The 22,932-nt window shown below is 65.7% G+C and carries 20 protein-coding genes; 10 read left to right on the top strand and 10 right to left on the bottom strand.

Annotated features, from left to right (window positions below; all coding sequences use genetic code 11):
• Positions 1-99 precede the first annotated feature (99 nt).
• Positions 100-984 carry a GNAT family N-acetyltransferase gene (locus AC1DR6_RS01630; protein ID WP_476827431.1) on the bottom strand — a complete coding sequence of 295 codons (885 nt, stop codon included), beginning with the start codon at positions 982-984 and terminating at the stop codon, positions 100-102.
• 202 nt (positions 985-1,186) lie between these two features.
• Here AC1DR6_RS01630 and argE point away from each other — a divergent pair, with 202 nt between their 5' ends.
• The 6 genes from argE to AC1DR6_RS01600 all read left to right on the top strand — a co-directional run bounded on the left by argE (position 1,187) and on the right by AC1DR6_RS01600 (position 7,837).
• The gene (gene argE, locus AC1DR6_RS01625; RefSeq protein ID WP_476827430.1) at positions 1,187-2,320 is read left to right on the top strand and encodes an acetylornithine deacetylase; all 1,134 of its coding nucleotides are present in this window, start codon (positions 1,187-1,189) and stop codon (positions 2,318-2,320) included.
• Positions 2,321-2,342: 22 nt separating this feature from the next.
• A complete protein-coding gene (locus AC1DR6_RS01620; RefSeq protein ID WP_476827429.1) occupies positions 2,343-3,266 on the top strand; it encodes a 2-hydroxyacid dehydrogenase in 924 nt (307 codons plus the stop codon).
• 35 nt (positions 3,267-3,301) lie between these two features.
• Positions 3,302-3,655, top strand: a complete 354-nt coding sequence (locus AC1DR6_RS01615; RefSeq protein ID WP_476827428.1) for a cupin domain-containing protein — start codon at positions 3,302-3,304, stop codon at positions 3,653-3,655.
• A gap of 136 nt (positions 3,656-3,791) precedes the next feature.
• Entirely contained in the window at positions 3,792-5,255 is a 1,464-nt protein-coding gene (locus tag AC1DR6_RS01610; protein ID WP_476827427.1) for an aldehyde dehydrogenase family protein, read from the top strand.
• 64 nt (positions 5,256-5,319) lie between these two features.
• Positions 5,320-6,363: a tartrate dehydrogenase gene (locus AC1DR6_RS01605; RefSeq protein ID WP_476827426.1), complete on the top strand. Its 1,044-nt coding sequence runs from the start codon at positions 5,320-5,322 to the stop codon at positions 6,361-6,363.
• A gap of 19 nt (positions 6,364-6,382) precedes the next feature.
• On the top strand, positions 6,383-7,837 hold the full coding sequence (locus AC1DR6_RS01600) for an NAD-dependent succinate-semialdehyde dehydrogenase (protein WP_476827787.1): 1,455 nt from the start codon (positions 6,383-6,385) through the stop codon (positions 7,835-7,837).
• A gap of 64 nt (positions 7,838-7,901) precedes the next feature.
• Here the strand turns inward: AC1DR6_RS01600 and AC1DR6_RS01595 are convergent, their stop codons facing one another.
• The 5 genes from AC1DR6_RS01595 to AC1DR6_RS01575 form a co-directional block, all read right to left on the bottom strand.
• Positions 7,902-9,179, bottom strand: coding sequence for an NAD(P)/FAD-dependent oxidoreductase (locus AC1DR6_RS01595; RefSeq protein WP_476827425.1), 1,278 nt, complete (start codon positions 9,177-9,179; stop codon positions 7,902-7,904).
• A gap of 10 nt (positions 9,180-9,189) precedes the next feature.
• A complete protein-coding gene (locus AC1DR6_RS01590; protein ID WP_476827424.1) occupies positions 9,190-9,858 on the bottom strand; it encodes a haloacid dehalogenase type II in 669 nt (222 codons plus the stop codon).
• 278 nt (positions 9,859-10,136) lie between these two features.
• A complete protein-coding gene (locus AC1DR6_RS01585; protein ID WP_476827423.1) occupies positions 10,137-10,493 on the bottom strand; it encodes a cupin domain-containing protein in 357 nt (118 codons plus the stop codon).
• 141 nt (positions 10,494-10,634) lie between these two features.
• Entirely contained in the window at positions 10,635-11,969 is a 1,335-nt protein-coding gene (locus tag AC1DR6_RS01580; protein ID WP_476827422.1) for an NAD(P)/FAD-dependent oxidoreductase, read from the bottom strand.
• Positions 11,970-12,071: 102 nt separating this feature from the next.
• Positions 12,072-12,824, bottom strand: a complete 753-nt coding sequence (locus AC1DR6_RS01575; protein WP_476827421.1) for a helix-turn-helix domain-containing protein — start codon at positions 12,822-12,824, stop codon at positions 12,072-12,074.
• Positions 12,825-12,990: 166 nt separating this feature from the next.
• Between AC1DR6_RS01575 and AC1DR6_RS01570 the strand changes: the two genes are divergently transcribed.
• The 4 genes from AC1DR6_RS01570 (at position 12,991) to AC1DR6_RS01555 (ending at position 17,685) form a co-directional block, all read left to right on the top strand.
• Entirely contained in the window at positions 12,991-14,676 is a 1,686-nt protein-coding gene (locus tag AC1DR6_RS01570; protein ID WP_476827420.1) for a peptide ABC transporter substrate-binding protein, read from the top strand.
• A 33-nt stretch (positions 14,677-14,709) separates the two neighbouring features.
• A complete protein-coding gene (locus AC1DR6_RS01565; RefSeq protein ID WP_476827419.1) occupies positions 14,710-15,663 on the top strand; it encodes an ABC transporter permease in 954 nt (317 codons plus the stop codon).
• Positions 15,663-16,553 (top strand): ABC transporter permease, encoded by an 891-nt coding sequence (locus AC1DR6_RS01560; protein ID WP_476827418.1) that lies wholly within the window; start codon positions 15,663-15,665, stop codon positions 16,551-16,553. The genes AC1DR6_RS01565 and AC1DR6_RS01560 overlap by 1 nt, the downstream gene beginning before the upstream one ends.
• Before the next feature lie 187 nt (positions 16,554-16,740).
• Positions 16,741-17,685, top strand: coding sequence for an ornithine cyclodeaminase family protein (locus AC1DR6_RS01555; RefSeq protein ID WP_476827417.1), 945 nt, complete (start codon positions 16,741-16,743; stop codon positions 17,683-17,685).
• Positions 17,686-17,768: 83 nt separating this feature from the next.
• Here the strand turns inward: AC1DR6_RS01555 and AC1DR6_RS01550 are convergent, their stop codons facing one another.
• From AC1DR6_RS01550 to AC1DR6_RS01535, 4 genes are read right to left on the bottom strand one after another with little or no spacing between them, the layout of a single operon-like run.
• Positions 17,769-18,389, bottom strand: a complete 621-nt coding sequence (locus AC1DR6_RS01550; RefSeq protein WP_476827416.1) for a sarcosine oxidase subunit gamma — start codon at positions 18,387-18,389, stop codon at positions 17,769-17,771.
• Positions 18,382-21,366 (bottom strand): sarcosine oxidase subunit alpha family protein, encoded by a 2,985-nt coding sequence (locus AC1DR6_RS01545; RefSeq protein ID WP_476827415.1) that lies wholly within the window; start codon positions 21,364-21,366, stop codon positions 18,382-18,384. The genes AC1DR6_RS01550 and AC1DR6_RS01545 overlap by 8 nt, the downstream gene beginning before the upstream one ends.
• On the bottom strand, positions 21,363-21,638 hold the full coding sequence (locus AC1DR6_RS01540; protein WP_476827414.1) for a sarcosine oxidase subunit delta: 276 nt from the start codon (positions 21,636-21,638) through the stop codon (positions 21,363-21,365). The genes AC1DR6_RS01545 and AC1DR6_RS01540 overlap by 4 nt, the downstream gene beginning before the upstream one ends.
• Before the next feature lie 24 nt (positions 21,639-21,662).
• Positions 21,663-22,913, bottom strand: a complete 1,251-nt coding sequence (locus AC1DR6_RS01535; RefSeq protein WP_476827413.1) for a sarcosine oxidase subunit beta family protein — start codon at positions 22,911-22,913, stop codon at positions 21,663-21,665.
• Between the last annotated feature and the right edge of the window lie 19 nt (positions 22,914-22,932).

Here is a 22,932-nt window from a genome sequence, read left to right as displayed (position 1 = left end):
GCCGCCGCCCATACAGTGTCGCGCAAGCCGCGCGGCAGCATCTGCCGTTGAGGGGTGCCGCAGCGGCAGTATCGGGCTTTACGCAGCGGAGCCGAGAGATCAACCCAGAGCTTGACTGGCCAATGCAATGCGGCGCGGCGCATCCGGTCCTGACGGGAGATAAGGTGCTCGGCCAAGCCCCATCGAGGTCACGCTGTCATAGATCTGCATGCCGCTGGCGACGAGGAAATCGGTGAAGGCCTTGTTGGGCGCCGGCGTGTCGGCGCGGAGGAACCCTCCGATCTGCGCCTGCACATGCGGCCGGCACACGGCGATCGCATCGGCCTCATTCGCCGCGATCACCGGCCCCAGCACCCGCTCGCGCCCGAAGCGCCGGCACAGCGCGAAGGCCACGATCTCGCCGCCGCGGATCAGAACCTGAGCGTCGGAGGCCGCAAGCAGCCGCTTCAGCACCGCCGAACGGTCGCAGCCGAGCGCCTGCTGATCGAGCCGGACCAGTGCCGCGTGATCCTCCGGGACAACAGCCCGCAACACGCCGTCGAATCTGGCTTCCGGTGCAGCGGCGGCGATATGGCCTTGGCACTGAAGGACTTTCTGCTCGTGGGCATAGCCCATCGAGCGGTACAGCCGCCGTGCCGCATGGGTGGCGGTCAGGCCGAAGGCGCAGCCCGGGTTGAGAGCGTGAACGCGCTCCATCAGCCAGCGGCCGGCACCGAGATCCTGCAGACGGGGCGATGTGATGAGCATGCCCACCACGGTGAAGTCCGGCCCGTAGTTCAGCCACATCACGGACCCGATCACCCGCCCGATCTCGTCGACGGCGGCGATGCCCTGCCCGAGCTCGATCAGCGTGCGCCAGTCCTCCTCGCGATGCGGCCAGCCCACGGCGACCGAAAGCGCGTGGAGCTTTTCGACGTCGACCTCCGCGATATCCTGCAGGGTGACCTCGAAGGCATCGAGATGCAGTTGGCCGACCGTCTCCAAAATCCCAAGCCTCCGCGCTTGCACGAACGCCGCTCGGTGCACGGCAGTCGCGCACCGCTCGGTTGTAAAGCAATACCGCGACAGGAAGCACCGTTCTCACCCATCATTTCAGCATGGATGACCGCACGGCCGCGCAGAACAGGCGCGATCGCCGCCGCTTCGCCGCTATTCTACGCCCAACTTGAGCAAGTCGGAGCCGTTCGTGACGTCGGAAGAGATCCTCTCGGAGCTGATACGCTTTCCATCCGTCGTCGGGCAGCCGAACGAAGCGATCGCCGGCTGGATCGTCGACTATCTCGGCCGCCACGGCATTGCCGCCCAACTCCTGCCTGGGCCTGAGGGGGACCGTTCCAACCTCTTTGCCACGATCGGCCCGCGCGATGTGCCCGGCCTCATCCTTTCCGGCCACATGGACGTCGTGCCGGCGGGCGAACCGCAATGGGGCAGCGACCCCTTTACGCTGCGGGCGGACGGCGAGCGGCTGCTCGGCCGCGGCACGAGCGACATGAAGGGCTTCCTTGCCGCCGCGCTTTCGATCGTGCCCGCGCTCGCGCAAAGCAACCTCGCCCGGCCGGTCCACCTTGCCTTTTCCTATGACGAGGAAGCCGGTTGCCGTGGCGTGCCCCATCTGATCGCGCAGCTCCCCTCGCTATGCGCGCCACCCACCGCCGCGATCATCGGCGAGCCCAGCGGGATGAAGCCGATCCTCGCCCACAAGGGCAAGGCTGCAGCCCGGATCGACATCAAAGGGCGTTCCGGTCACTCCTCGCGGCCCGATCTCGGCCTCAATGCGATCCATGCGATGGGCGCGGTGATCGTGGCGGCGGAGGCCGCAGCCGCCGACCTCCGCGCCGGCCCGTTCGACCAGACCTTCGCGCCGCCCTACTCCACCCTGCAGATCGGGACGATCCGTGGCGGCGAGGCGCTCAACATCATCCCGGAGCTTTGCCGGATCGAGGTCGAAGCGCGCGCCATCGCCGGGATTTCGCCGGAGGCCTTGCTGGAGCCGCTGCGCAAATCCTTTGCCGAGCTCGAATCGAAGGGCTTCGTCACGAGCTGGGAGCCGACCGCGAGCTATCCCGCGCTTTCGCTTCCGGCCGACGCGCCGATCGCCAGGCTGCTCGAAAGATTGACGGGCGCCCCGCCCATCCCCGCTGTCAGCTACGGGACCGAGGCCGGGCTGTATCAGGGTGCCGGCATCGACGCGATCATCTGCGGGCCCGGCGACATCGCCCGCGCCCACAAGCCGAATGAATACATCACGCGTGGCGAGTTGACCGAATGCGCCACACTGCTGGAACGGCTCTGCGCGGCCTTTGCCGGCAACGACGCCTGACGCCTCGATAGCGGAGCAACCCTTGACCTTCCTGTTCAATTCCACCGAAGACCGCGCCCGGATCTTTGCCGCGCGCTTCGCCGAAGCGCTGCCCGAGGTCTGCTTTCTCCGCAGCCATGAAGCTTACGATCCCGCCGATATCCGCTACCTGATCACCTGGACGGCCCCGGACGATCTCGCCCGCTTCACCAATCTCGAAATCCTGTTTTCGATCGGCGCCGGCATCGACCAGATGAAGACGGACGGCCTGCCCGAGCACGTCCTGGTCGTGCGCATGGTCGAGGACGGCATCACCAGGATGATGCAGGAATACGTCACCTTTGGCGTTCTCGCCTTGCATCGGGATTTCCCGCAGTATTTCGCCCAGCAGCGGCAGGCGCTTTGGCAAGGCCATGGCTTGACGCCGGCGGCCGAGCGGCGCGTGAGCGTTCTTGGGCTCGGCATGATGGGCACCGCGGTGATCGAGCGGCTCAAGCCGTTCGGCTTCCCGATCTCGGGCTGGAGCCGCTCGGAGCGAGCACTCGACGGCGTGCGCTGTTTCCATGGCGAGGATGGTCTGTCCGCGATGCTGGGCGAGACCGACATCCTGATTTGCCTGCTGCCGCTGACGCCGGAAACCGTGGGCATCCTCGATGCCAAGCTGTTCGCCAAGCTGCCCCAGGGCGCCGGCCTCGTGCATGTCGGGCGCGGCCAGCATCTCGACCATCAGGCTTTGCTCGATGCACTCGACAGCGGCCACCTCTCCGGCGCCGTGCTCGACGTCACGGAGCCCGAGCCGCTGCCGGCCGATCATCCGTTCTGGAGCCACCCCAAGATCCTGCTGACGCCGCATATCGCCAGCAAGGTCGAGGCCGAGCCCGCCGCCAAAGCGGTGATCGAGAACCTTCGCCGGCATCAGGCCGGCAAGCCTCCGATCGGCCTCATCGACCGCAGCCGCGGTTACTGATCCTCCCCCCCTGTCACCTCGGAAAGGCCAGACCCATGTCGCTTCTCATCAAGCTCGACCTTGCTCCCACCAGTGAGCCCAAGCACGCCAAGCCCGGCCCCGAGCGCCTGATCGCCGGCGACCCGTCCTTCAAGACCTGGGCGCAGGATGCGTCCCGCGACGACACCGTGAAGACCGGCGTCTGGGAAGCCACGCCCGGCGAAACCCACTCGATCAAGGGCGAGACCTTCGAGTTCTGCTACATCATCGAAGGCGTGGCCGAGCTCACGGAAAAGGGCCAGGCCCCGCGCATCGTCAAGGCCGGCGACAGCTTCGTGATGAAGCCCGGCTATGTCGGCGTCTGGAAGACGATCGAGACCATCCGGAAGATCTACGTCGTCGTCGGCTGAGGCCCTCGCCGAACAATACGCCGTCAGGGCCGGAGCGAACGGGATTTCGCACCGGCCCTGACGGCCTGCCCCGTGCCACCTGCGGGCGGCAGAGCCGTAGACTCTGGGCCGCGCAACCCTTCCGGAGACCGCTCCCGTGTCGCTGAGCTTCGATCCTTCCACCGTCGACCTGCCGAAAGCTCACTTCATCGGTGGCGAGCGCGTTGCCGCCACTGGCGGCCTTGCCTTGCATCGTCCCTCTGACGGCGTTTCATTCGCGGATTGCCCCATCGGCGACGCCGATCTGGTCGATCGCGCGGTTGAATCCGCCAGGCAGGCGCTGAAAACGAGTGGCTGGGGCACCGTACGCCCCCGCGAGCGGGTCAACGCCCTGCACCGATGGGCCGATCTGATCGAGGCGGAAGCCGTCACGCTGGCCAGGATGGAAGCCATTGCATCGACCCGCCCGATCGCGGAGCTGCTGAAGTTCGATATCCCGATCACCGCCGAGCAAATCCGATTCTTCGCTGAGTTCGCCGACAAGGAAGGCGGCCATCTCGTGCCGACCGGCAGCGACAGCGTCGGCATGATCGCGACCGAGCCCTACGGCGTCGTGGGCGCGATCACACCCTGGAATTTCCCGATCTCGATGGCCGCCTGGAAGCTCGGCCCTGCGCTCGCGGCCGGCAATGCCGTGGTGCTCAAGCCCTCCGAGATGACCCCCTTCGCGACGGTCTATCTGGCGGAACTTTCCGTGCGGGCCGGCGTGCCGGCAGGGCTCATCAACATCGTGCTCGGCGATGGCCGCACGACAGGCAGCGCCATAACCGGCCACCCCGGCATCGCCAAGGTGAGCTTCACCGGCTCGACCGGCGCTGGCGCCGCGATCATGGAGAACATCGCCCGCACCGGCATCAAGCCGATGACGCTGGAGCTCGGCGGCAAGAGCCCGCAAGTGATCTTTGCCGATGCCGATATCGGGCTCGCCGCCGGCGCCGTCGCGCGCGGCATTCTGGCCAATGGCGGCCAGGCCTGCGTCGCGGGCTCCCGCCTCGTGGTCGAGGAGAGCGTCGCCGAAGAGGTCGTCGCGCTGATCCTGAAGCAGATGGGCGAGATCAAACCCGGCCCGACCTGGGACGAGGCCAGCGCCTATTCGCCGATCATTTCGGAGCGCCAGCTCGGCCGGATGGCGAGCATTGTCGACGCCGCAAACGCCGGCGGCGCCCAATGCCGCACGGGCGGCAAGCCGCTAGACCGCGACGGTTATTTCTACGCTCCGACCTTGCTGGATGGTCTCCGGGCCGATTCGCCTGCAATCACCGAGGAAATCTTCGGGCCGGTGCTGACGGTGCAGACCTTCCGGGAGGAGGACGAGGCGATGGCGTTGGCCGATCACCCGACCTATGGCCTCTGCGCCGGGCTCTATACGCGCGACCTGTCGCGGGGCTTGCGCCTCAGCAACCGGTTGCAAGCCGGCACGGTCTGGGTCAATCGATACGGCCGCTCGCGCGACCATATCCTGCCGACCGGCGGCTACAAGCAGTCCGGCCTCGGCAAGGATCTCGGCCGCGAGGCCTATCTCGCCAACCGGAAATCCAAGAGCATTCTGATCGCCGTCTAAACCACAAGATCGATCGTCGTGATCGCGTCCGACCGGACGCGCGAGGATCGAAGGAGACAGCCCCGTGAAATCCTACAAGATCGCCCTGATCCCCGGCGACGGCATCGGCACGGCCGTGATCGACGCGACCTGGGACGTGTTGAACAAGGCTGCGGCCGGCACCGGCTTTTCGCTCGAAGGCACGAGCTTCCCCTGGTCGTGCGACTTCTATGAGAAGACCGGCGCGATGATGCCGGCGGATGGCATCGAGACGCTGCGCGGCTTCGATGCGATCCTGCTCGGCGCCGTCGGCTGGCCAAAGCGCGTGCCGGATTCGGTCTCGCTGCACGGGCTGCTGCTGCCGATCCGCAAGGCCTTCGTGCAATACGCCAACATCCGCCCGCATCGGCTGCTGCCCGGTGTCGAGGGGCCGCTGCGCGCCAGCGCGTTCGACATCCTCTGCATTCGCGAGAACACCGAGGGCGAGTATTCCGGCGCCGGCGGGCGGGTCCATAACGGCACCGTCGACGAGGTCGCGGTCGAAACCGCGATCTTCACCCGCAAGGGCGTCGAGCGCATCCTGCGCTTCGGCTTCGAGCAGGCGCGCAAGCGCCGCGGCAAGCTCGCCTCGGTGACGAAGTCGAACGCACAGAAATATTCGATGGTGTTCTGGGACGAAATTACGGCCCTGGTCGCGGCCGACTATCCCGATGTCGAGGTCGCGAACTACCATATCGACGCCATGGCCGCGCGGATGGTGATGGCGCCCGAAAGCCTCGACGTCGTCGTGGCGTCGAACCTCTTCGGCGATATTCTTACCGATCTCGGCGCAGCCATCCAAGGCGGGCTGGGCTATGCCGCCTCTGCCAACATCAATCCGGAGCGCAATGCGCCTTCGATGTTCGAGCCGGTGCATGGCTCGGCGCCCGACATCGCCCATCTCGGCATTGCCAACCCGATCGCGGCGATCTGGTCGGGTGCAATGATGCTGGAGCATCTTGGCGAGACGGCTGCCGCCAAAGCGGTAATGGATGCCATCGAAGTCGCGACAGGCCGAGGCATCGGGACGACGCCGGGCCAACACAAGACGAACGAGATCACGAGCGCCATTCTCGCGGCGCTGGGCTGACAGGAGAGCAGACATGAGCATCGAAGGCCTTCGCGATCCCGGCCTCGTCAGGGAAGCCTGCCTCATCGGCGGGCAATGGAACGCCGCCGCCTCGGGCCGTACTCTCGACGTGATCGATCCGGCAACGCAAGGCATCATCGGCACGGTGCCGGATGCCGGCACGGCCGAGACCAAGGCCGCGATCGACGCCGCCACAGCGGCTTTCGTGAGCTGGCGCGCCAAGACTCCGGCCGAGCGCGCCGCGCTGCTGGAAGCCTGGTACGGCCTGATGATCGAGCATATCGAGGATCTGGCGCTGATCCTCACCCGCGAGCAGGGCAAGCCCCTGGCTGAGTCTCGCGGCGAAATCCGCTACGGCGCCTCCTTCGTGAAATGGTTCGCGGAAGAGGCCCGCCGCATCTACGGCTCGACGATTCCCGCGCCGACGGCCGATCGTCGCATCCTCGTGATGAAACAGCCCGTCGGCGTCTGCGGCATCGTCACGCCCTGGAACTTCCCGAACGCGATGATCACCCGCAAGGTCGCGCCGGCGCTGGCCGCCGGCTGCACCGTGGTGATCAAGCCCTCCGAGCTGACGCCCTATTCGGCGATCGCGCTCGGCGTGCTCGCCGAGCGGGCCGGCATTCCGGCGGGCGTCATCAACATCGTCACCGGCCTGCCGACCGAGATCGGCGCCGAGCTCACGGGCAATCTCGACGTCCGCAAGATATCCTTCACCGGCTCGACCCGCGTCGGCGCGCTGCTGATGAAGCAGGCCTCCGACAGCATCAAGCGGCTTAGCCTCGAGCTCGGCGGCAATGCGCCCTTCATCGTCTTCGACGACGCCGATCTCGACCTCGCGATCGACGGCATCCTCGCATCGAAGTTCCGCAATGGCGGCCAGACCTGCGTCTGCGCCAACCGCATCCTGGTGCAGGACGGCATCTATGACCGCTTCGCCGAGAGGCTCTCGGCTAAGGTCACGGCCATGAAGGTCGGTCCGGGTACAGATGTCGGTGTCGACATCGGGCCGATGATCAATGCGGCCGCGCTGGAGAAGATCGAGCGGCACATCGAAGATGCCATGTCGAAAGGCGCCAAGCGCCTGGCCAGTGCCTCCGCCATGCCCAACGGCAAGCAATACGCCACGCCGACCGTGCTGGGCGGCGCAACCACCGAGATGCTGCTGGCGAGCGAGGAGACCTTTGGCCCCGTCGCGCCGCTCTTCCGCTTCCGCAGCGAGGAGGAGGCGCTGACCATCGCCAACGGTACCCCCTTTGGTCTGGCGGCCTATTTCTTCACGCAGGACATCCGCCGCTCCTGGCGCGTCGGCGAGGCGCTGGAGTTCGGCATGGTGGGCCTGAACACCGGCGCGATCTCGATGGAGGTCGCCCCCTTCGGCGGCGTCAAGCAGTCCGGCCTCGGCCGCGAGGGCTCGCAGCTCGGCATCGAGGAATATCTCGAGGTCAAGGCCTTCCACATCGGCGGGCTCTGAAACGAAAAGGGCGCCGGAAAGTCCCGGCGCCCTTTTTTCTTCCGTCAGGCTGGCGCGATCCGCGTCACTGAAAACGGTCGAGCATCTTGTAGTACGCCCCCACCAACGGCAGGAACCAGGGCTTGCCGAAATGGCCCGGCACCGCCGGCCAGTTCAGGCCCTTCAGCGGATTGCGATCAGGACGGCCGAGGATGGCGTCGGCCATGATCATGCCGAGCTGGGTCGACATCTGCGCCCCGTGGCCTGAATACCCCATCGCATACCAGACGCCGTCCTCGTAGCCGGCGCGGGGATAGCGGTCCTTGGTCATATCGACCATCCCGCCCCAGCAATAGTCGATCTCGACGGTCGCGAGCTGCGGGAAGATCCGCGATAGGCTCTCACGCAGGATCGCGCCGCTCTTGGCGTCTGAGCTCTGGTCGGAACTGGCCGAGAACCGGGCCCGCCCGCCGAAGATCAGCCGGTTGTCCGGCGACAGGCGGAAATAGTTTCCGATATTCATGGAGGTCACGGCGGTGCGGTTGCCCGGCATCGTCGCGGCGATCTCGGCCTCCGTCAGCGGCCGCGTCGCGATCAGGAAGCTGCCGACCGCGATGATCCGCCGGCGGAACCAGGCGAAGGGGCCAGCGGTATAGGCGCCCGTTGCGACCAACACGTCCTTGGCTGAAACGCTGCCGCGCGGTGTGTCGAGGACATGCCGCCCGCCCTCCTGACGACGGCTGGTGACCGGCGCGTTCTCATGGATCACGGCACCGTGGCGGGACGCCGCATTGGCAAGGCCCACCACGTAGCGGCCCATATGCATCATCGCGCTTTTCTTGGAGAGCATCGCACCGTGGAAGCGGTCTGAGCCGATCTCGGTTTTTAGATCGGCTCGCGTCAGCATCGCCGTATCGGGATCGACCTCGCGATGCAGAACCTCGAAATTGCGGGCGATGCCGGCGAGATGCTCGGGCTTGGAGGCGAGCTTGAGCTTGCCGGCGCGACGGAAGGCGCAGTCGATGCCCTCCTCCGCGACGATGCGCTCGATCGTGTCGACCGAGTCGTCGAAGGCCTTGTAGAGCGCAACGGCGCGCTCGCTGCCAAGCGATTGCTTGGCGGCGATGAAGCTGTGGGCGAGCCCGTTGTTGAGATGGCCGCCATTGCGCCCGGATGCGCCAAAGCCGACATGCTGTGCTTCCAGCACCACGACCTTCGCACCGGCCATGGCGAGCTGGCGCGCAGCCGCAAGCCCCGTGAAGCCGCCGCCGATGACGGCCACGTCATAGGCCCCTTCGACCGGCCCCGAGGTGGCGCCGGTGAAGGGCGCCACTGTGTCGTGCCAATAGGACTTGAACTGCATCGTCTTCGCCTCAGAGGCCGAAGACGCCGGGCAGTTGATCGATGCCCTTGATCTCGGTGTATTCGTAGTAGGGGTTCGGGGGCTCGTGGCCGCGATTGACCCAGACCTTGTTCTTGATGCCGAGATCGTAGGCCGTCATCAGGTCGTAGCGGAACGAGGAGGAGACGTGGCAGACGTCCTCCGGCCCGCAGCCGAGCATGTCGAACATGTATTCGAAGCCCTGCATGCGCGGCTTGTAGGACTGGGCCTGCTCGGCCGTGTAGACGGCGTGGAACGGCGCGCCGAGCCKGGCGACGTTGTGCGGRATCTGGTCGTTCATCGCGTTGGAGAGGATGACCAGCGGGATTTCCYTGGCGACCTTGGCRAGGCCTTCGGGCACGTCCGGGTGCGGRCCCCAGGTCGGAACCTGCTCGGCGAYCCAGGCCGCATCCTCGGGGCGGAAGGCGACGCCGTTGCGCTTGCAGGTGCGCTCGAGCGCATTGTGCACGACATCCGCATAAGGCTTCCAGGCGCCGAGCACCTCGTCGAGCCGATAGGCCGAGAAGTCGGTGATGAAGGTCTTCATCGCCGGCTCGTCCAGCTTGTCGCCGTAGAGCGAGCGGGCCGCCTTATCCATCGCGAAATAGATCAGCGTGCCATGGCAGTCGAAGGTGACGTATTTCGGCTTGATGACGCTCATGGCGCAGTCCTCGATTGGTGAAACGGCGTGGTCGTTCCCGGACGCATCATAGCCAGGTCCGGTCGATCAGGAGCGCCGGATTGCCGCCGATCTCCGGCACGAAACGCGGCCGCGGAACCGCGTCGTGGTATATCGTTCGGGCGCGGTCTGGTCGGGCGAGGACCGGAAGCGGCTGCTCCGGCCGTCCGACCCGGCTCGATCACGGCCGCTTTGCCGGTCCGCTTCCGACCGTCGGATGTTCGATCCCGTGAGCTGTAAACCTCGGGACCGCTTTCGGATCAGGGGCTGACGACGACATAGATCTTGCGGACGGTCTCGATCGTGCGCCAGGTGCCGACATAGCCGGGCTTCATGACGAAGCTGTCGCCGGCCTTGAAGATGCGCGGCTCCTTGCCCTCTTCGGTGAGTTCGATCACGCCGGAGACGATGTGGCAGAACTCCAGCGTCTCGCCCTTGATCGAGCGATTCATACCCGGCGTCGCTTCCCAGACGCCCGAGCTGATCGTGTCGTTGCGCGAGGAATCATGCGGCCAGCTCTTGAAGGACGGGTCACCTTCCAGCAGCTTCTCCGGCGGGCATTTCGACAGCTTGGGCTCGAAGGTCGGGTTCGGTTCGATCTTGATGAGGAGGGACATAGGCAGGCCTTTCAGCAGGATTGGAGGCGGAGGTTGGCATGGGACATGGCAGCCGGTTGCGACCGGGATAGGCGCCAGGGAGCATCAATGGCGGGGCGGTGGAGCGCCGCGCCATCCGCGCTCCGAACCTGGCGGCAGGCGCTACATCATCTCCGGGCGGCGGATCGCCGAGCCGTCGCTGAAGCGGTTCAGGCGGTAGGCTGCGGTGTCGACGCAAGGCGTGTCGCCGGTGACGAGCTGGCTCGTCAGCAGGCCCGCGCCGGTGCCGATGCCGAAGCCATGCCCGCTGAAGCCCGACGAAACGACAAGGCCGGAGAGCTGGTCGACGGTGGAGATCACCGGCACGAGGTCGGGCGAAGTGTCGATATAAGCTCCCCAGGCTCCACCGATCTCGGCATCCCGCAGGGCAGGGAACTCCTTCTTCATGTTGGCGAGGGCGAGCTCAACCAACCGCCGGTCCGGAGCGGGATCGAGGATACGGATTTTCTCGAAGGGCGAGATTCCGTCATTGCTCCAGGAGCCCGCGGCCTCCGGCCCGTTCCAGAATGAACTGTTGATGCGATAGCTGATCTTCTTGGCGATCTTGGCGCGATACATCTGATAAAAGCGGGTCGCGTAGCGCAGGCTTTGCGGAGCCAGATCCAGCCTGCCATAGCCCGGAACCGAGAGGGTATAGCCGCCATCGATCCGCCGCCTCATTGCAAAACCGGGCGCTCCGAAGGTCCCCTCCGGCAGGATTTGCGCGATCGGCTTGGTGCGCATCGCCGTCGAGCCGATGTTCGCGACCGGCAGGTCTATGCCGTACCGGCGCAGAAAGCGTGAGGTCCAGGCGCCGCCCGAGGCGACGACGCTCGAAGCACGGATCAGGCCGCGCTCGGTCCAGACACCCTTGACCGCGCCATTGGAGATTTCGAGCCCACGCACGGCACAGTTCTGGTGAAGGGAGACGCCGAGCGCCTTGGCACCTTCCGCAATCGCGGGCGCCGCCATGCTGGGCTCGGCACGGCTGCCCGTGGGCGACCAGGCGCCTGCGATCCAGCGGGTGGTCGAACCCGGCGTACGCTCCTTGGCCTGCTGCGCGGTCAGCATCTCGCTGTGATAGCCCTGTTCGGCAGCCGATTTGATCCATTTTTCCCATTTCGCCACGGTGGCGGCGTCGTCCGTGCAGGACAGGCTGCCTTCCTGGCGGAAGCCGAGGTCGCGCTGGATTTCCTGGCCGATTTCGTCCCAGCGCCGGACACTCAGCGTGGCCAGCGAAAGCTCGTGAAGGTCCCGGTTCTGCTGGCGGACCCAGCCCCAGTTGCGGCAGGACTGCTCGCCGGCGACGACGCCCTTTTCGAGCAGGGCGACCGAATGGCCCTTTTTTGCCAGCTCGTATGCAGTGCAGACGCCGATGATCCCGGCGCCGATGATGGCGACATCGACCTCTTTCGGGAAATCCGGGCTGTTCTGGACGGCGTCAACTGGAACCGGCATATTCGAACCCTTTCATCCTTCCATGAGCGTTCGGCGGAGATGCCGGCGCGAGGTCGCTATTCTTTTGGGGGATCTACGACTGGAACATCAGGATCACGGCTTCTAGAGGCGTGTATCGAGCGCACTCATGATCCACATGACCTTGGCGCCTTCGCCTGAGTTGTTCGACAGGCGATGATCGACATCACTGTTGAACTGAAAGCTGTCGCCTTCTTGCAGGACGACGGTGTGGTCGCCGACCCTGAGCTCGACGCTGCCCGACACGACGTAGCCGGCCTTCTGACCCGGCGCGACCAACACCTCTTCCGTAAAGGCACCGGGCTTCAGGGACACGAACATGAAGCGCAGGTTCTCCGCGAATTGCGGAGACAGCAATTCCTTCACAAGACCCGTGCTGCCCAGCACCAGCTGCGGACGTTGATCTCGTCGCCGAACGAAGGGCGCGGGTTCGCTTGGGACGCGCGGCTTCGGCTCATCGAGAAACTGCCAGAGATTGACGTTCAGAGCTGTGCCCAAGCGCGTCAACGTCTTGATCGACGGGTTGGAATTGCCGCGCTCGATCTGGCTGATCATTCCAGCCGAGACGCCAGCCTTGGCTGCGAGTTCCAGGATCGTCAGATTGCGCTCGCCTCTCAACGCTCGCAGCCTTGCGCCAATCAGAGCCGTCCCGCCTCCGGCCGCCTTCGGCGGCGGATCGATGTCTCGCGCGATGGCGAATTTCATGATCGCGTCCATTCCGACGTTATAGATATTCAATATATTAAAATCAACGCACGTCTGCTGGGTTTTATCATGTTCGTCGTCACCGCAGGTATCATTGATGCTAAAATGCGCATTTGCCGCTGAAGCAGCCACAATGGCAGGCGATCAAAGCACTTGACACAAAATCAACATAGTGAAATTTTTCGCTTTCGGCAGGCGCTTTCTCATTTTGATGAATTTTCGCGGCCGAGGGGAACCGAGAAGCACCACAGGTGCTCCGATCAGTCATCGGCCGATGTGCCGCAGCAGGAGGCCTATCATGAATGATCAGCGCGTTATCGGATCCCGTGGTGCGATCCCGGAGCTTTCGCGGCGCCATGTCCTGGGCCTCGGTGCCGGCGCGATCGCCGTCGCGTCCGGCTTCAGCAGCCAGGCGCAGACCAGTGCGAAGCCCGTACCGCCACCGCCGTCCAAGCCGACCGGCCAGGTCGTCGTCGGTCTCTATCAGGAGCCGACGGCATTCAACCCGCTGATGCCGGGCATCGAGGTTGACGAGTCGGTCTGGATGCAGATCTTCAACACGATGTGGGTGGCTGATCCCAAGGGTAACCTCATCCCCGATCTTGCCGTCGAGATCCCGACCGAGGCCAATGGCGGCATTTCCGAAGGCGGGCTGGTCTGGAAGGTCAAGCTGCGCGATGGCGTGACCTGGCATGACGGCACGCCATTCACCGCCGAGGATGTGAAATACACCCTCGAGTTGATCAATACGCCCAGTTTCAAGGCGCGCACCCGCATCGGCCACGCGCTCGTTAAGGATATCAAGGTCACGGGCAAGACCGAGATCTCCTGGCGGATGGAGCGGGCCTATGCGCCTTATCTCGCCCTGCTGTCGAACACCTACATCGTGCCCAAGCATATTCTCGAGAAGGCCGCGGACCCCAATACCGCTCCCTTCAACAACGCTCCGGTGGGAACCGGCCCCTTCAAATGGGACAAGCGGACGCCGGGCGACAACATCCAGCTCGTGGCAAACGACAAGTTCCACGGCAAGGGTCCGTATATGGAGCGGGCGGTCCTGAAGTATATTCCGGACAAGACCGCGCTTTACGCCCAGTTCCGCACCGGTCAGATCGACATCACCATCGGCGGATTCCCGGAAAACTACTATCAGGAGTCGACCAAGCTGCAGGGCCGCAAGGTCCAGCTCGTTCCGAACGCCTCGATCGAAGTCATGATGCCGAACCTCGAGCACCCTGTGCTGAAGGACAAGGCCGTTCGTCAGGCGCTTTATGCCGCGATCAACAAGCAGGCCATCATCGATGCGATCTATTACGGCCTGCACAAGCCGACGGAGTCCTTCTCTCCGCAGGAGTCCTGGGCTTACGACCCCAACCTGCCGAAGCAGGAATACAATCTCGCCAAGGCCAACAAGATCCTCGACGATGCCGGCTGGAAGCGCAGCGGCAGCGGCCCGCGCGTCAAGGACGGTGTGCCGCTCGAATTCGCGCTTTCGACGACGACCGGTGCCGCGTTGCGCGAGCAGTGCCAGCAGCTGATGCAGCAGGACTGGCAGCAGATCGGCGCGAATGCGAAGATCACCAACATGCCGAGCGCGGTGCTCTTCGGCGAATTCTACACCCGCTCCAAGTTCGAGTCGCTGATCGTCGGGACGGCATTCCGCACGGTCATCGATCCCGATCCGGCGGCACGCTTCGCCTCCGATTCGATCCCGGCCAAGACCGGCAACGGCGCCAACCAGATGCAGTGGCAGAACGCCGAGGTCGACAAGCTGCTGAAGGAGGGCCAGACCACCTTCGACCAGGCCAGGCGCAAGGAGATCTACTGGAAACTCCAGGAGATCGCTCGCGAGGAGCTGCCGATCCTGCCGCTGTTCCAGTACGTGGTCTGCGAAGGGTATAAGGAAGGGCTGGTCGGTTACGAGCCCAATATCAATGCCCGGCACAACACCTGGAACATGGGTTCCTGGTACTGGGCGCGCTGAGCCAGCGATGACAACCGCCGGGGGAACCAGATCGTGAGCGCCTTTCTGATGCGCCGTCTCGGACAGGCCCTGCTGTTGCTATTCATCGTGTCGATGATCGGCTTCAGCATCCTGCATCTGGCTCCCGGCGGGCCGCTGTCGCAATTCGCGGCCGGCGGCGACATGTCCCAGCAGGATCTCGACCGGCTGGCGGAGCAGCTGGGGTTGAACCGCGCTCTGCCGATCCAGTACGGCGAATGGCTCTGGCGAATGCTGGGCGGCGATTGGGGCCGCTCCTACCGCGACGGGCAACCGGTGCTGGCCATCATCGGCTCGCATATCGGCGCGACGCTGGAGCTGATGCTGACCTCGACCCTGCTCGCCATGCTGATCGGCGCCTGGGTCGGCGTTCTCGGCGCGATCAAGCGCTATTCGATCTTCGACGCGCTGGCCACGATCGGCACGATGATCGCGCTCTCGATCCCGACCTTCTGGTTCGGCCTCGTGGTGATCTATGTGTTCTCCGTCGGGTTGGGATGGTTGCCTTCGGGCAACCGCATGACCATCGGCGATGGCTCCCTCCTCAACCAGATCCATCATCTGATCGGCCCGGTCATGGTGCTGGCGCTGGTCTCCACGGCGGTGTGGAGCCGCTACATGCGCTCCTCGATGCTCGAGGTCATCACTCAGGACTACGTTCGGACCGCCCGGGCCAAGGGCCTGTCGGAACGAGCGATCCTGATCCGCCACGCCTTCCGCAACGCGCTGCTCCCGATGATCACGATCACCGGCCTGCATGTGCCGACATTGCTCTCCGGCGCGCTCGTCACCGAGACGGTCTTCACCTGGCCCGGCATGGGCCGCCTGTTCCTCGATTCGATCGGCTACCGGGACTACCCCGTCGTCATGGGCATCCTGATGTTCACCGCCGTGCTCGTCCTGATGGGCTCGCTGATCGCCGACATGCTCTACGGGGTCGCCGACCCGCGGATATCGGGGAGCCACTAATGAGCGCAACCGATCTCAACCCGATCGAGGCGATTGGCCTGCCGCCGGCTGGTCTCTGGCACCGCCCCGGCTTCAAGCGCTTCCGCCGGCACAAGCTCGCCGTCTTCGGCGCCGCGACCATCGTGCTGCTCACCTTGGCTTGCGTGATCGGGCCATGGCTGCTGCCGTTCACCGACACCTATATCGACATCCGCCAGCGCTTCGCGCCGCCGTTCTCGGGTCCGCATCTCTTCGGCACCGACCCGCTCGGGCGGGACATCCTCGCGCGCCTGCTGATGGCGGGGCGGATTTCGCTCGCCGTCGGCTTCTCGGCGATGCTCATCTCGATGGCGATCGGCGTCGTCATCGGGCTGATCGCCGGCTTCTATGAGGGCGTGGTGGGGGCGACGCTGATGCGTTTCGTCGACGCGATGCTGTGCTTCCCCTCGATCTTCCTGCTGCTGGCGATCTCGGCCCTGATCCAGCCTTCGATCCCCTCGATCGTCATGCTGATCGCGATGACCTCCTGGATGGAGGTGGCGCGCGTCGTGGAGGCACAGATTCGCTCGCTTAAAACCCGCGAGTTCGCCCAGGCTGCCGTCTCCTTCGGCGCGTCCAACAAACGCATCATGTTCCACGAGCTGCTGCCGAACGCCGTCGCGCCGATCGTCGTCGCGGCCACGCTCAACGTCGCCCACGCCATCCTGGCCGAAAGCTACATCTCCTTCCTCGGCTACGGTATCCAGCCGCCGACGCCGAGCTGGGGCAACATGCTCGACAGCGCGCAGAGCTATCTCACCAGCGCGCCCTGGCTCGCCATCGTGCCCGGCGCCGCCATCACGCTCGCCGTCACCTCCTTCAACTTCGTCGGTGACGGACTCAGGGACGCGCTCGATCCACGGATGACGTGATGCCACGCATCGAGAACACGAACCCGCCGCGATCATACGTCCGGTGGCCGAATCTCCGAGAATGCGCCGAGAGTGGAACCGCGCGTTAAGTCCGCTGCGCAGCGTCGCTTCCCAATGAGATCGATACCGGCGTGCCGCGCCATAGGCGCGTTTCCCCTATCTGCCGCAGAGCGAGCCACGAGCCACCATGATTTTCGTCAGCGAAGAAGAATCGGCCGCCCTGATCACGCATGAGCTGGCTTTTTCGGCCATCCGCGCGGCGTTGATCGCCGCAGCGTCGCAGGAGAGCCGGGTATTCGCGGCCGTCCTCGGGCGCGCTTGCGACCCCGTGAACACATTCTCGGTCAAGTCTGGATCCACAGCCGACATCACCGGGCTCAAAGTCGGCTCGTTCTGGAATCGCAATCCTGAAAGAGGTCTGCCGCGCCACAACTCCGCGATCATCCTGCTCGATCAGGAGGTCGGTCGCCTCCGGGCGGTGGTCGAGGCCGGCAGGGTCAACGCCTATCGGACGGCGGCGGCGGACGCTGTCGCGGCCGACCTCCTGGCGAGACCCGATTCACAGACCCTGGCGGTCTTCGGAGCGGGCAATCAGGCGCGCCACGAGGTTTCCGCGCTCAGGCGGATCCGCCCGATCAAGCGGGTGCTCGTCGTGGCTCGCAATCCTTCCCAGGCTGACGCCATGCTTCAGCAGAGCCGCAGCGAGGGTCTGGAGGCGGTTCTGGCGAGCGCCGAAGAAGCCTGCCGCGCAGCCGACATCATCGTCACCGCCACGCCATCGCGCGCGCCCTTGTTCGAGGCGGGTTGGGTCCGGCCCGGAACACATGTCGCGAGCATGGGTTCGGACGCTCCCGGCAAGCAGGAACTGCCCCCGGCCCTTTTTTCGAAGGCGAGACTGTTCTGCGATCTGCCGTCGCAATCCGTCACCATCGGCGATTTCCAGCATGTGAGGGTGCAAGTCGAGGCCGGCGAACTCGTGCTCGGCCAACTGGGCGCGGCTCTCGAGGGGCGCATTCCCGGGCGTTCGAACGCTGACGAGATCACGGTCTTCGACAGCTCCGGGATCGCGATCCAGGACCTCTATATCGGCCAGATGATCGTCGATCGCATGGCGCTGGCAGGCCATCGATAAGAGCTCAGCTCCACCTTTGCCGCCGGAGCAGGTCCCTGAAAGGAGAACTGGTGGCAGGGCGGGTCGGCGGCCCACAGCTGCCGTCAACCTTGGCCCGATGCCACGCGGCAGCCGAATTCGCTCGCCGAGGCGACGAACCAGGACCAGAAGCTCCCCGCCATGCTGCGCGGGACCGTGACCTCGAAAGCCGGTCCTTCGGGCGTGTCTTCGAGCCGCCAGAGATGGATGCCGACATAGGCGATATTGGTCACCGCCGCGTCACTCACCGCAAAGGCCGCGGGGTGCAGATCGAGCATCACGCCCTTTGCCAGGACGTGGTAAACCCGCGGCCCCGCGAGCCTGAGCATTGCGCGCGCATCGCTCTGGTCACTCACGGCGGCCTGTGCGGAAAGCTCGTCGAGAAGTTCGGCAAAGCCAGCGCGCGAAGCGGCCCGCAGCAGCCACTGGTCCGGGCCAGCCCAGATGATGTCGTGAGCCGGGCCCCGGACGATCCGTGGCAGCGTCGGGAGAGCGAGGGCAAGTTTCGCTTCGAAGGTCCGCGACAATGCCGCCGCGCCATCCGGCGCCGCGATCACGCTCGCCAGACCAGAGCCTTCCAGGACGGTGACGACGACGCCGGCCTCGCCCTTCGCTCCGAAGGAGCCGGGCTGCGCGATGCCGGCCCAGGCGCTACGGCGCTCCCACGAGGTCACGGTCTCAGCCATGGAGATGGCTCCCTTCGGGATCGACGAAGACGGGGGAGCAGATTTCGACAACGATGTCGCCGTTGCGGACGGGGTCATAGGCGCGCACGCGATCACCGATGCGGCCGGCGCCGCCGCGGATCAGGCCAAGGCCCATCCAGTGATCGAGGTGCGGGGAATAGGCCACCGACGTCATGTAGCCCTCGTCATGTTCCATGACGGTCGCCTTGCCGATGCCGATGAAATGCGCACCGGCGCGCAGGCGCTGCGTCGTATCGACAGGCTTGAACCCGACAAAGGACGGCCGCTCCTTGTCGGCGAAAGCTTGCCGGCCGGCCATCAGGCGGCCGATGAAGTCCTTTTTCGTCGACATCATCTTGCCGAGGCCGAGATCGCGGGCCGTGGTCTGGCCGTTGAGTTCGTTGCCGGCGACATGGCCCTTTTCGATGCGCATCACGCCCAGCGCCTCGGTGCCGTAGGGCGTGATGCCGAAGCGCTCGCCCGCCCGCATCAGCGCGCGCACCATCGCGTCGCCATAGTCGGCGGGAACGGCCAGCTCATAGGCAAGCTCGCCCGAGAAGGAAATCCGGAACAGCCGCGCCGGGATGCCACCGCCGACGGTCACGGCTCGCGCCGCCAGATACGGGAAGGCTTCATTCGAGAGGTCGTGCGATGGATCGACCACGCCACGCAACGTCTCGCGGGCCTTCGGGCCGGCGACGGAAACCTGGGCCCATTGCTCGGAAACCGAAACCATCCGCGCGTCGAGGTCCGGCCAGAGCACCTGATGGCAGAATTCCAGATGCTGCATCACCTTGCCGGCATTGGCGGTGGTGGTGGTCATCAGGAAATGCTGCTCGCCAAGGCGGGAGGTCGTGCCGTCGTCCATGACGAAGCCGTCCTCGCGCAGCATCAGGCCATAGCGTGCCTTGCCGACCGGCAGGGCCTTCCAGCCGTTGGTATAGACGCGTTCGAGGAACTCTGACGCGTCTGCGCCCTGGATATCGATCTTGCCCAGCGTCGAGACATCGCAGATGCCGACGCTGGAGCGAACGGCCAGGACCTCGCGATTGACGGTGGTCAGCCAGTCATTCTCGCCCGACTTCGGATAGTACTGGGCCCTCAGCCACTGCCCGGCCTCGATGAAGACGGCGCCTTGCTCGCGCGACCAGCCATGGGTCGGCGCCAGACGAGCAGGCTTGAAATCCTTGCCGCGGTGATGGCCGGCGAGCGCGCCGATCGCCACAGGCGTATAGGGCGGCCGGAAAGTGGTCGTGCCCGACTGTGGGATCGTCTTGCCGGTCTGCTCGGCCATGATGGCGAGGCCGCCGAGATTCGACGTCTTGCCCTGGTCGGTCGCCATGCCGAGCGTGGTATAGCGCTTGAGATGCTCGACAGGCCGGAAGCCCTCGCGGGCCGCAAGCTCGACATCCTTGTCGGTCACGTCGTTCTGATAATCGACGAAGGCCTTGCCCTTCGCTCCTTTCACGCGCCAGACCGGCTGCAGAGCGGTCGTCTCGGGATCGGTCGCAGGCACTTGTTCTGCGCCAGCAGGCGTCAGCCCCGCATCAGTGGCTGCCTCCCGGCCGAGCCGCGCGCCATCGTCCAGCGCCTGCGCGAGCGTAAAATGCCCGGCCGCGCTGCCGGCAACCGAGAGCCCCGCCGGCAAGGTACCCGGCACGAAGCATTGCAAGCCATCGTCCCAGGCCGGCTTGCCGTTCTGATGCGAGGTCAGATGGAGTGTCGGATTCCAGCCGTTGGAAACCGCCAGCAGGTCGCAATCGATTGCCGTCGTACCACCGGCGGCATCGCGGACGGTGACGCCCTTGAGTTGGCGGCCCCCGCGCGCATTCTCGATCACGCCGCCTGCGAACAGCCGGGCGCCGAGCTTGTCGGCCTGCGCTTTGCGCGCTGGATTGGCGTCGGAGCGCGCATCGACGATGGCTGCAACCTTGCCGCCTGCGGCGGCGATATCGCGTGCCGTCGCCCAACCATCGTCGCCGGCGGTGAACAGCACCGTCTCGCGCCCGGGCAGAACGCCGTAGCGATTGACATAGGCGCGCGCCGCCCCGGCCAGCATGATTCCGGGCGTATCGTTGCCGGGAAAGACGATCGGCCGTTCCAGCGCGCCTGCAGCCAGGATCGCGCGCTTGGCATAGATGCGCCACCCGCGCTGACGCGGCTGATGGGCTGCCGGCTCCGGCAGGTGATCGCCGACACGCTCGACCGCGCCATAGATGCCATGGTCGTAAAGTCCGAAGACGGTGGTGCGGGGCATGATCCGCACCTCGGGAAGGCTTTCAAGCTCGGCCAGCGCCGCGGCCAGCCATTCGCTGGCCGGCTTGCCGGAGATCTCGCGCTTCTCGGCGAGCAGCCGCCCACCCAAGCGAAAGTCTTCGTCGCAGAGGATCACGCGGGCACCGCTACGGCCAGCCGCCAGCGCCGCGGCGAGCCCCGCAGGACCGCCGCCGATCACCAGCAGATCGCAGAAGGCGAAAGCCTTCTCGTAATGATCGGGATCTTCCATGCCCGCGGCCCGGCCAAGGCCCGCGGCGCGGCGGATGATCGGCTCGTAAAGCTTCTCCCAGAAGGCCGCCGGCCACATGAAGGTCTTGTAGTAGAAGCCGGCGACGAGTGCCGGCGAGAACAACCCGTTGATCGAGAGCAGGTCGAAGGCGAGCGAGGGCCAGCGGTTCTGGCTCGCGGCATCGAGCCCGTCGAAGAGCTCGACCACCGTGGTGCGCGTATTGGGTTCGCGGCGTGCGCCCGAGCGCAGCTCGACGAGGGCGTTCGGCTCCTCCGGCCCGGCCGACAGAATGCCGCGCGGCCGATGATACTTGAAGGAGCGTCCGACCAGCCGGACGCCGTTCGCCAGCAGGGCCGAGGCCAGGGTGTCGCCGGCATGGCCCTGGTACGGCTTGCCGTCGAAGCGGAAGGTCAGCGCCCGGCCGCGATCGATCAAGCCGCCGGAAGCGAGGCGAAAGGGCTGCCCGCTCATGCCGCTGCTCCGGCCCTGCGGGCTTTTGCCGGCTCGACCGCCGCGATCGCATGGGTGCGGGTGTCGCGGGTCACGACAAGCCAGGCATGGCAGCCGGCGCCGTGATACCAGAGTTCGCGATTCACACCGGCCGGGTTTTCGCGGAGATAGACGTATTCGGTCATCGCGGCCTCGGTCGCGGCCATGCCGCCCGGACGCTGCGGGTCGGCTGCGCCGAGATAGCTGAATTCCTGGGCGTCGCGCGCGCCGCAATAGGGGCAGTCAATGCGCATGGGATTGTCCTCGGCAGCGCGCGGTCAGTGCAGATTGGGCTGGGCGCCGGCGCCCTTTTCGTCGAGCAAGCGCCCCGTGGCGAAGCGATCCAGCCGATAGGCGGTCGCGACCGGATGCGGCTCTCCCGTCGCGATCAGATGGGCGAAGCAGTAGCCCGACGCCGGCGTCGCCTTGAAGCCGCCATAGCACCAGCCGGAGTTGAGATAGAGCCCGTCGATCGACGTGACATCGATGATCGGGGAGCCGTCCATCGACATGTCCATGACGCCGCCCCAATGGCGCAGCATCCGCACCCGGCCGAGCCCCGGCCAGAGCGCCATGGCCGATTCCATCACGTCCTCGATCACGGGCAGGTTTCCGCGCTGGGCGTAGGAGTTGTAGCCGTCGATGTCGCCGCCGAAGACGAGCCCGCCCTTGTCAGACTGGCTGATGTAGAAATGCCCGGCGCCGAAGGTGACGACAGTGTCGATCAGGGGCTTGAGCCCCTCCGACACGAAGGCCTGGAGCACATGGCTTTCGATGGGGAGCCGCAGGCCCGCCATCGCCGCCACCCGCGACGAATTGCCGGCCACCGCCATCGCGATCTTCTTGGCGCGGATCGGGCCGCGCGAGGTCTCGACGCCGATGGCGCGCCCGCCGGACATGGTGATGCCGGTCACCTCGCAATTCTGGATCATGTCGACGCCGCGGCTGTCGGCGGCGCGTGCATAGCCCCACGCGACGGCATCGTGACGGGCGGAACCGCCGCGGCGCTGCAGCAGTCCGCCCTGGATCGGGAAGCGGGCATTGTCATGATCGAGATAGGGCAGCATCGTCCTGACCTGCTCGCGGCCGAGCAGTTCGGCATCGACCCCCGCGAGCCGCATCGCGTTGCCGCGCCGGGCGAAGGCATCCCGCTGCGCATCGGAGTGGTAGAGATTGATCACCCCGCGCTGGCTGACCATGGCGTTGTAGTTCAGGTCCTGCTCGAGCCCCTCCCAGAGCTTCATGGAGAGTTCGTAGAAGGGCGTGTTTCCGGGCAGGAGGTAGTTCGACCGGATGATCGTGGTATTGCGCCCGACATTGCCGGAGCCGAGATAGCCCTTCTCCAGCACCGCGACATTCGTGATGTTGTGCCGGCTGGCGAGGTAATGCGCCGTGGCAAGACCATGCCCGCCGCCGCCGATAATGATGACGTCGTACTCCGCCTTCGGAGCGGGATCGCGCCAGGCCGGCGTCCAACCCTTGTGCCCTTGCAAGGCCTGGGCGAGCAACGAGAAGACTGAATAGCGCATCGAAGGATCCGGACGGGCT

Source organism: Allobosea sp. P5_A5 (assembly GCF_056400625.1).
This window is presented reverse-complemented; position numbering and strand designations above follow the sequence as displayed.

What these genes read in the sequence shown, in the direction of transcription:
- AC1DR6_RS01615 (WP_476827428.1), top strand. Translation starts at nt 3,302, where the DNA reads ATGTCGCTTCTCATCAAGCTCGACCTTGCTCCCACCAGTGAGCCCAAG.
- AC1DR6_RS01595 (WP_476827425.1), bottom strand. Translation starts at nt 9,179, where the DNA reads ATGCAGTTCAAGTCCTATTGGCACGACACAGTGGCGCCCTTCACCGGC.
- AC1DR6_RS01585 (WP_476827423.1), bottom strand. Translation starts at nt 10,493, where the DNA reads ATGTCCCTCCTCATCAAGATCGAACCGAACCCGACCTTCGAGCCCAAG.
- AC1DR6_RS01580 (WP_476827422.1), bottom strand. Translation starts at nt 11,969, where the DNA reads ATGCCGGTTCCAGTTGACGCCGTCCAGAACAGCCCGGATTTCCCGAAA.
- AC1DR6_RS01570 (WP_476827420.1), top strand. Translation starts at nt 12,991, where the DNA reads ATGAATGATCAGCGCGTTATCGGATCCCGTGGTGCGATCCCGGAGCTT.
- AC1DR6_RS01560 (WP_476827418.1), top strand. Translation starts at nt 15,663, where the DNA reads ATGAGCGCAACCGATCTCAACCCGATCGAGGCGATTGGCCTGCCGCCG.
- AC1DR6_RS01555 (WP_476827417.1), top strand. Translation starts at nt 16,741, where the DNA reads ATGATTTTCGTCAGCGAAGAAGAATCGGCCGCCCTGATCACGCATGAG.
- AC1DR6_RS01550 (WP_476827416.1), bottom strand. Translation starts at nt 18,389, where the DNA reads ATGGCTGAGACCGTGACCTCGTGGGAGCGCCGTAGCGCCTGGGCCGGC.
- AC1DR6_RS01545 (WP_476827415.1), bottom strand. Translation starts at nt 21,366, where the DNA reads ATGAGCGGGCAGCCCTTTCGCCTCGCTTCCGGCGGCTTGATCGATCGC.
- AC1DR6_RS01540 (WP_476827414.1), bottom strand. Translation starts at nt 21,638, where the DNA reads ATGCGCATTGACTGCCCCTATTGCGGCGCGCGCGACGCCCAGGAATTC.
- AC1DR6_RS01535 (WP_476827413.1), bottom strand. Translation starts at nt 22,913, where the DNA reads ATGCGCTATTCAGTCTTCTCGTTGCTCGCCCAGGCCTTGCAAGGGCAC.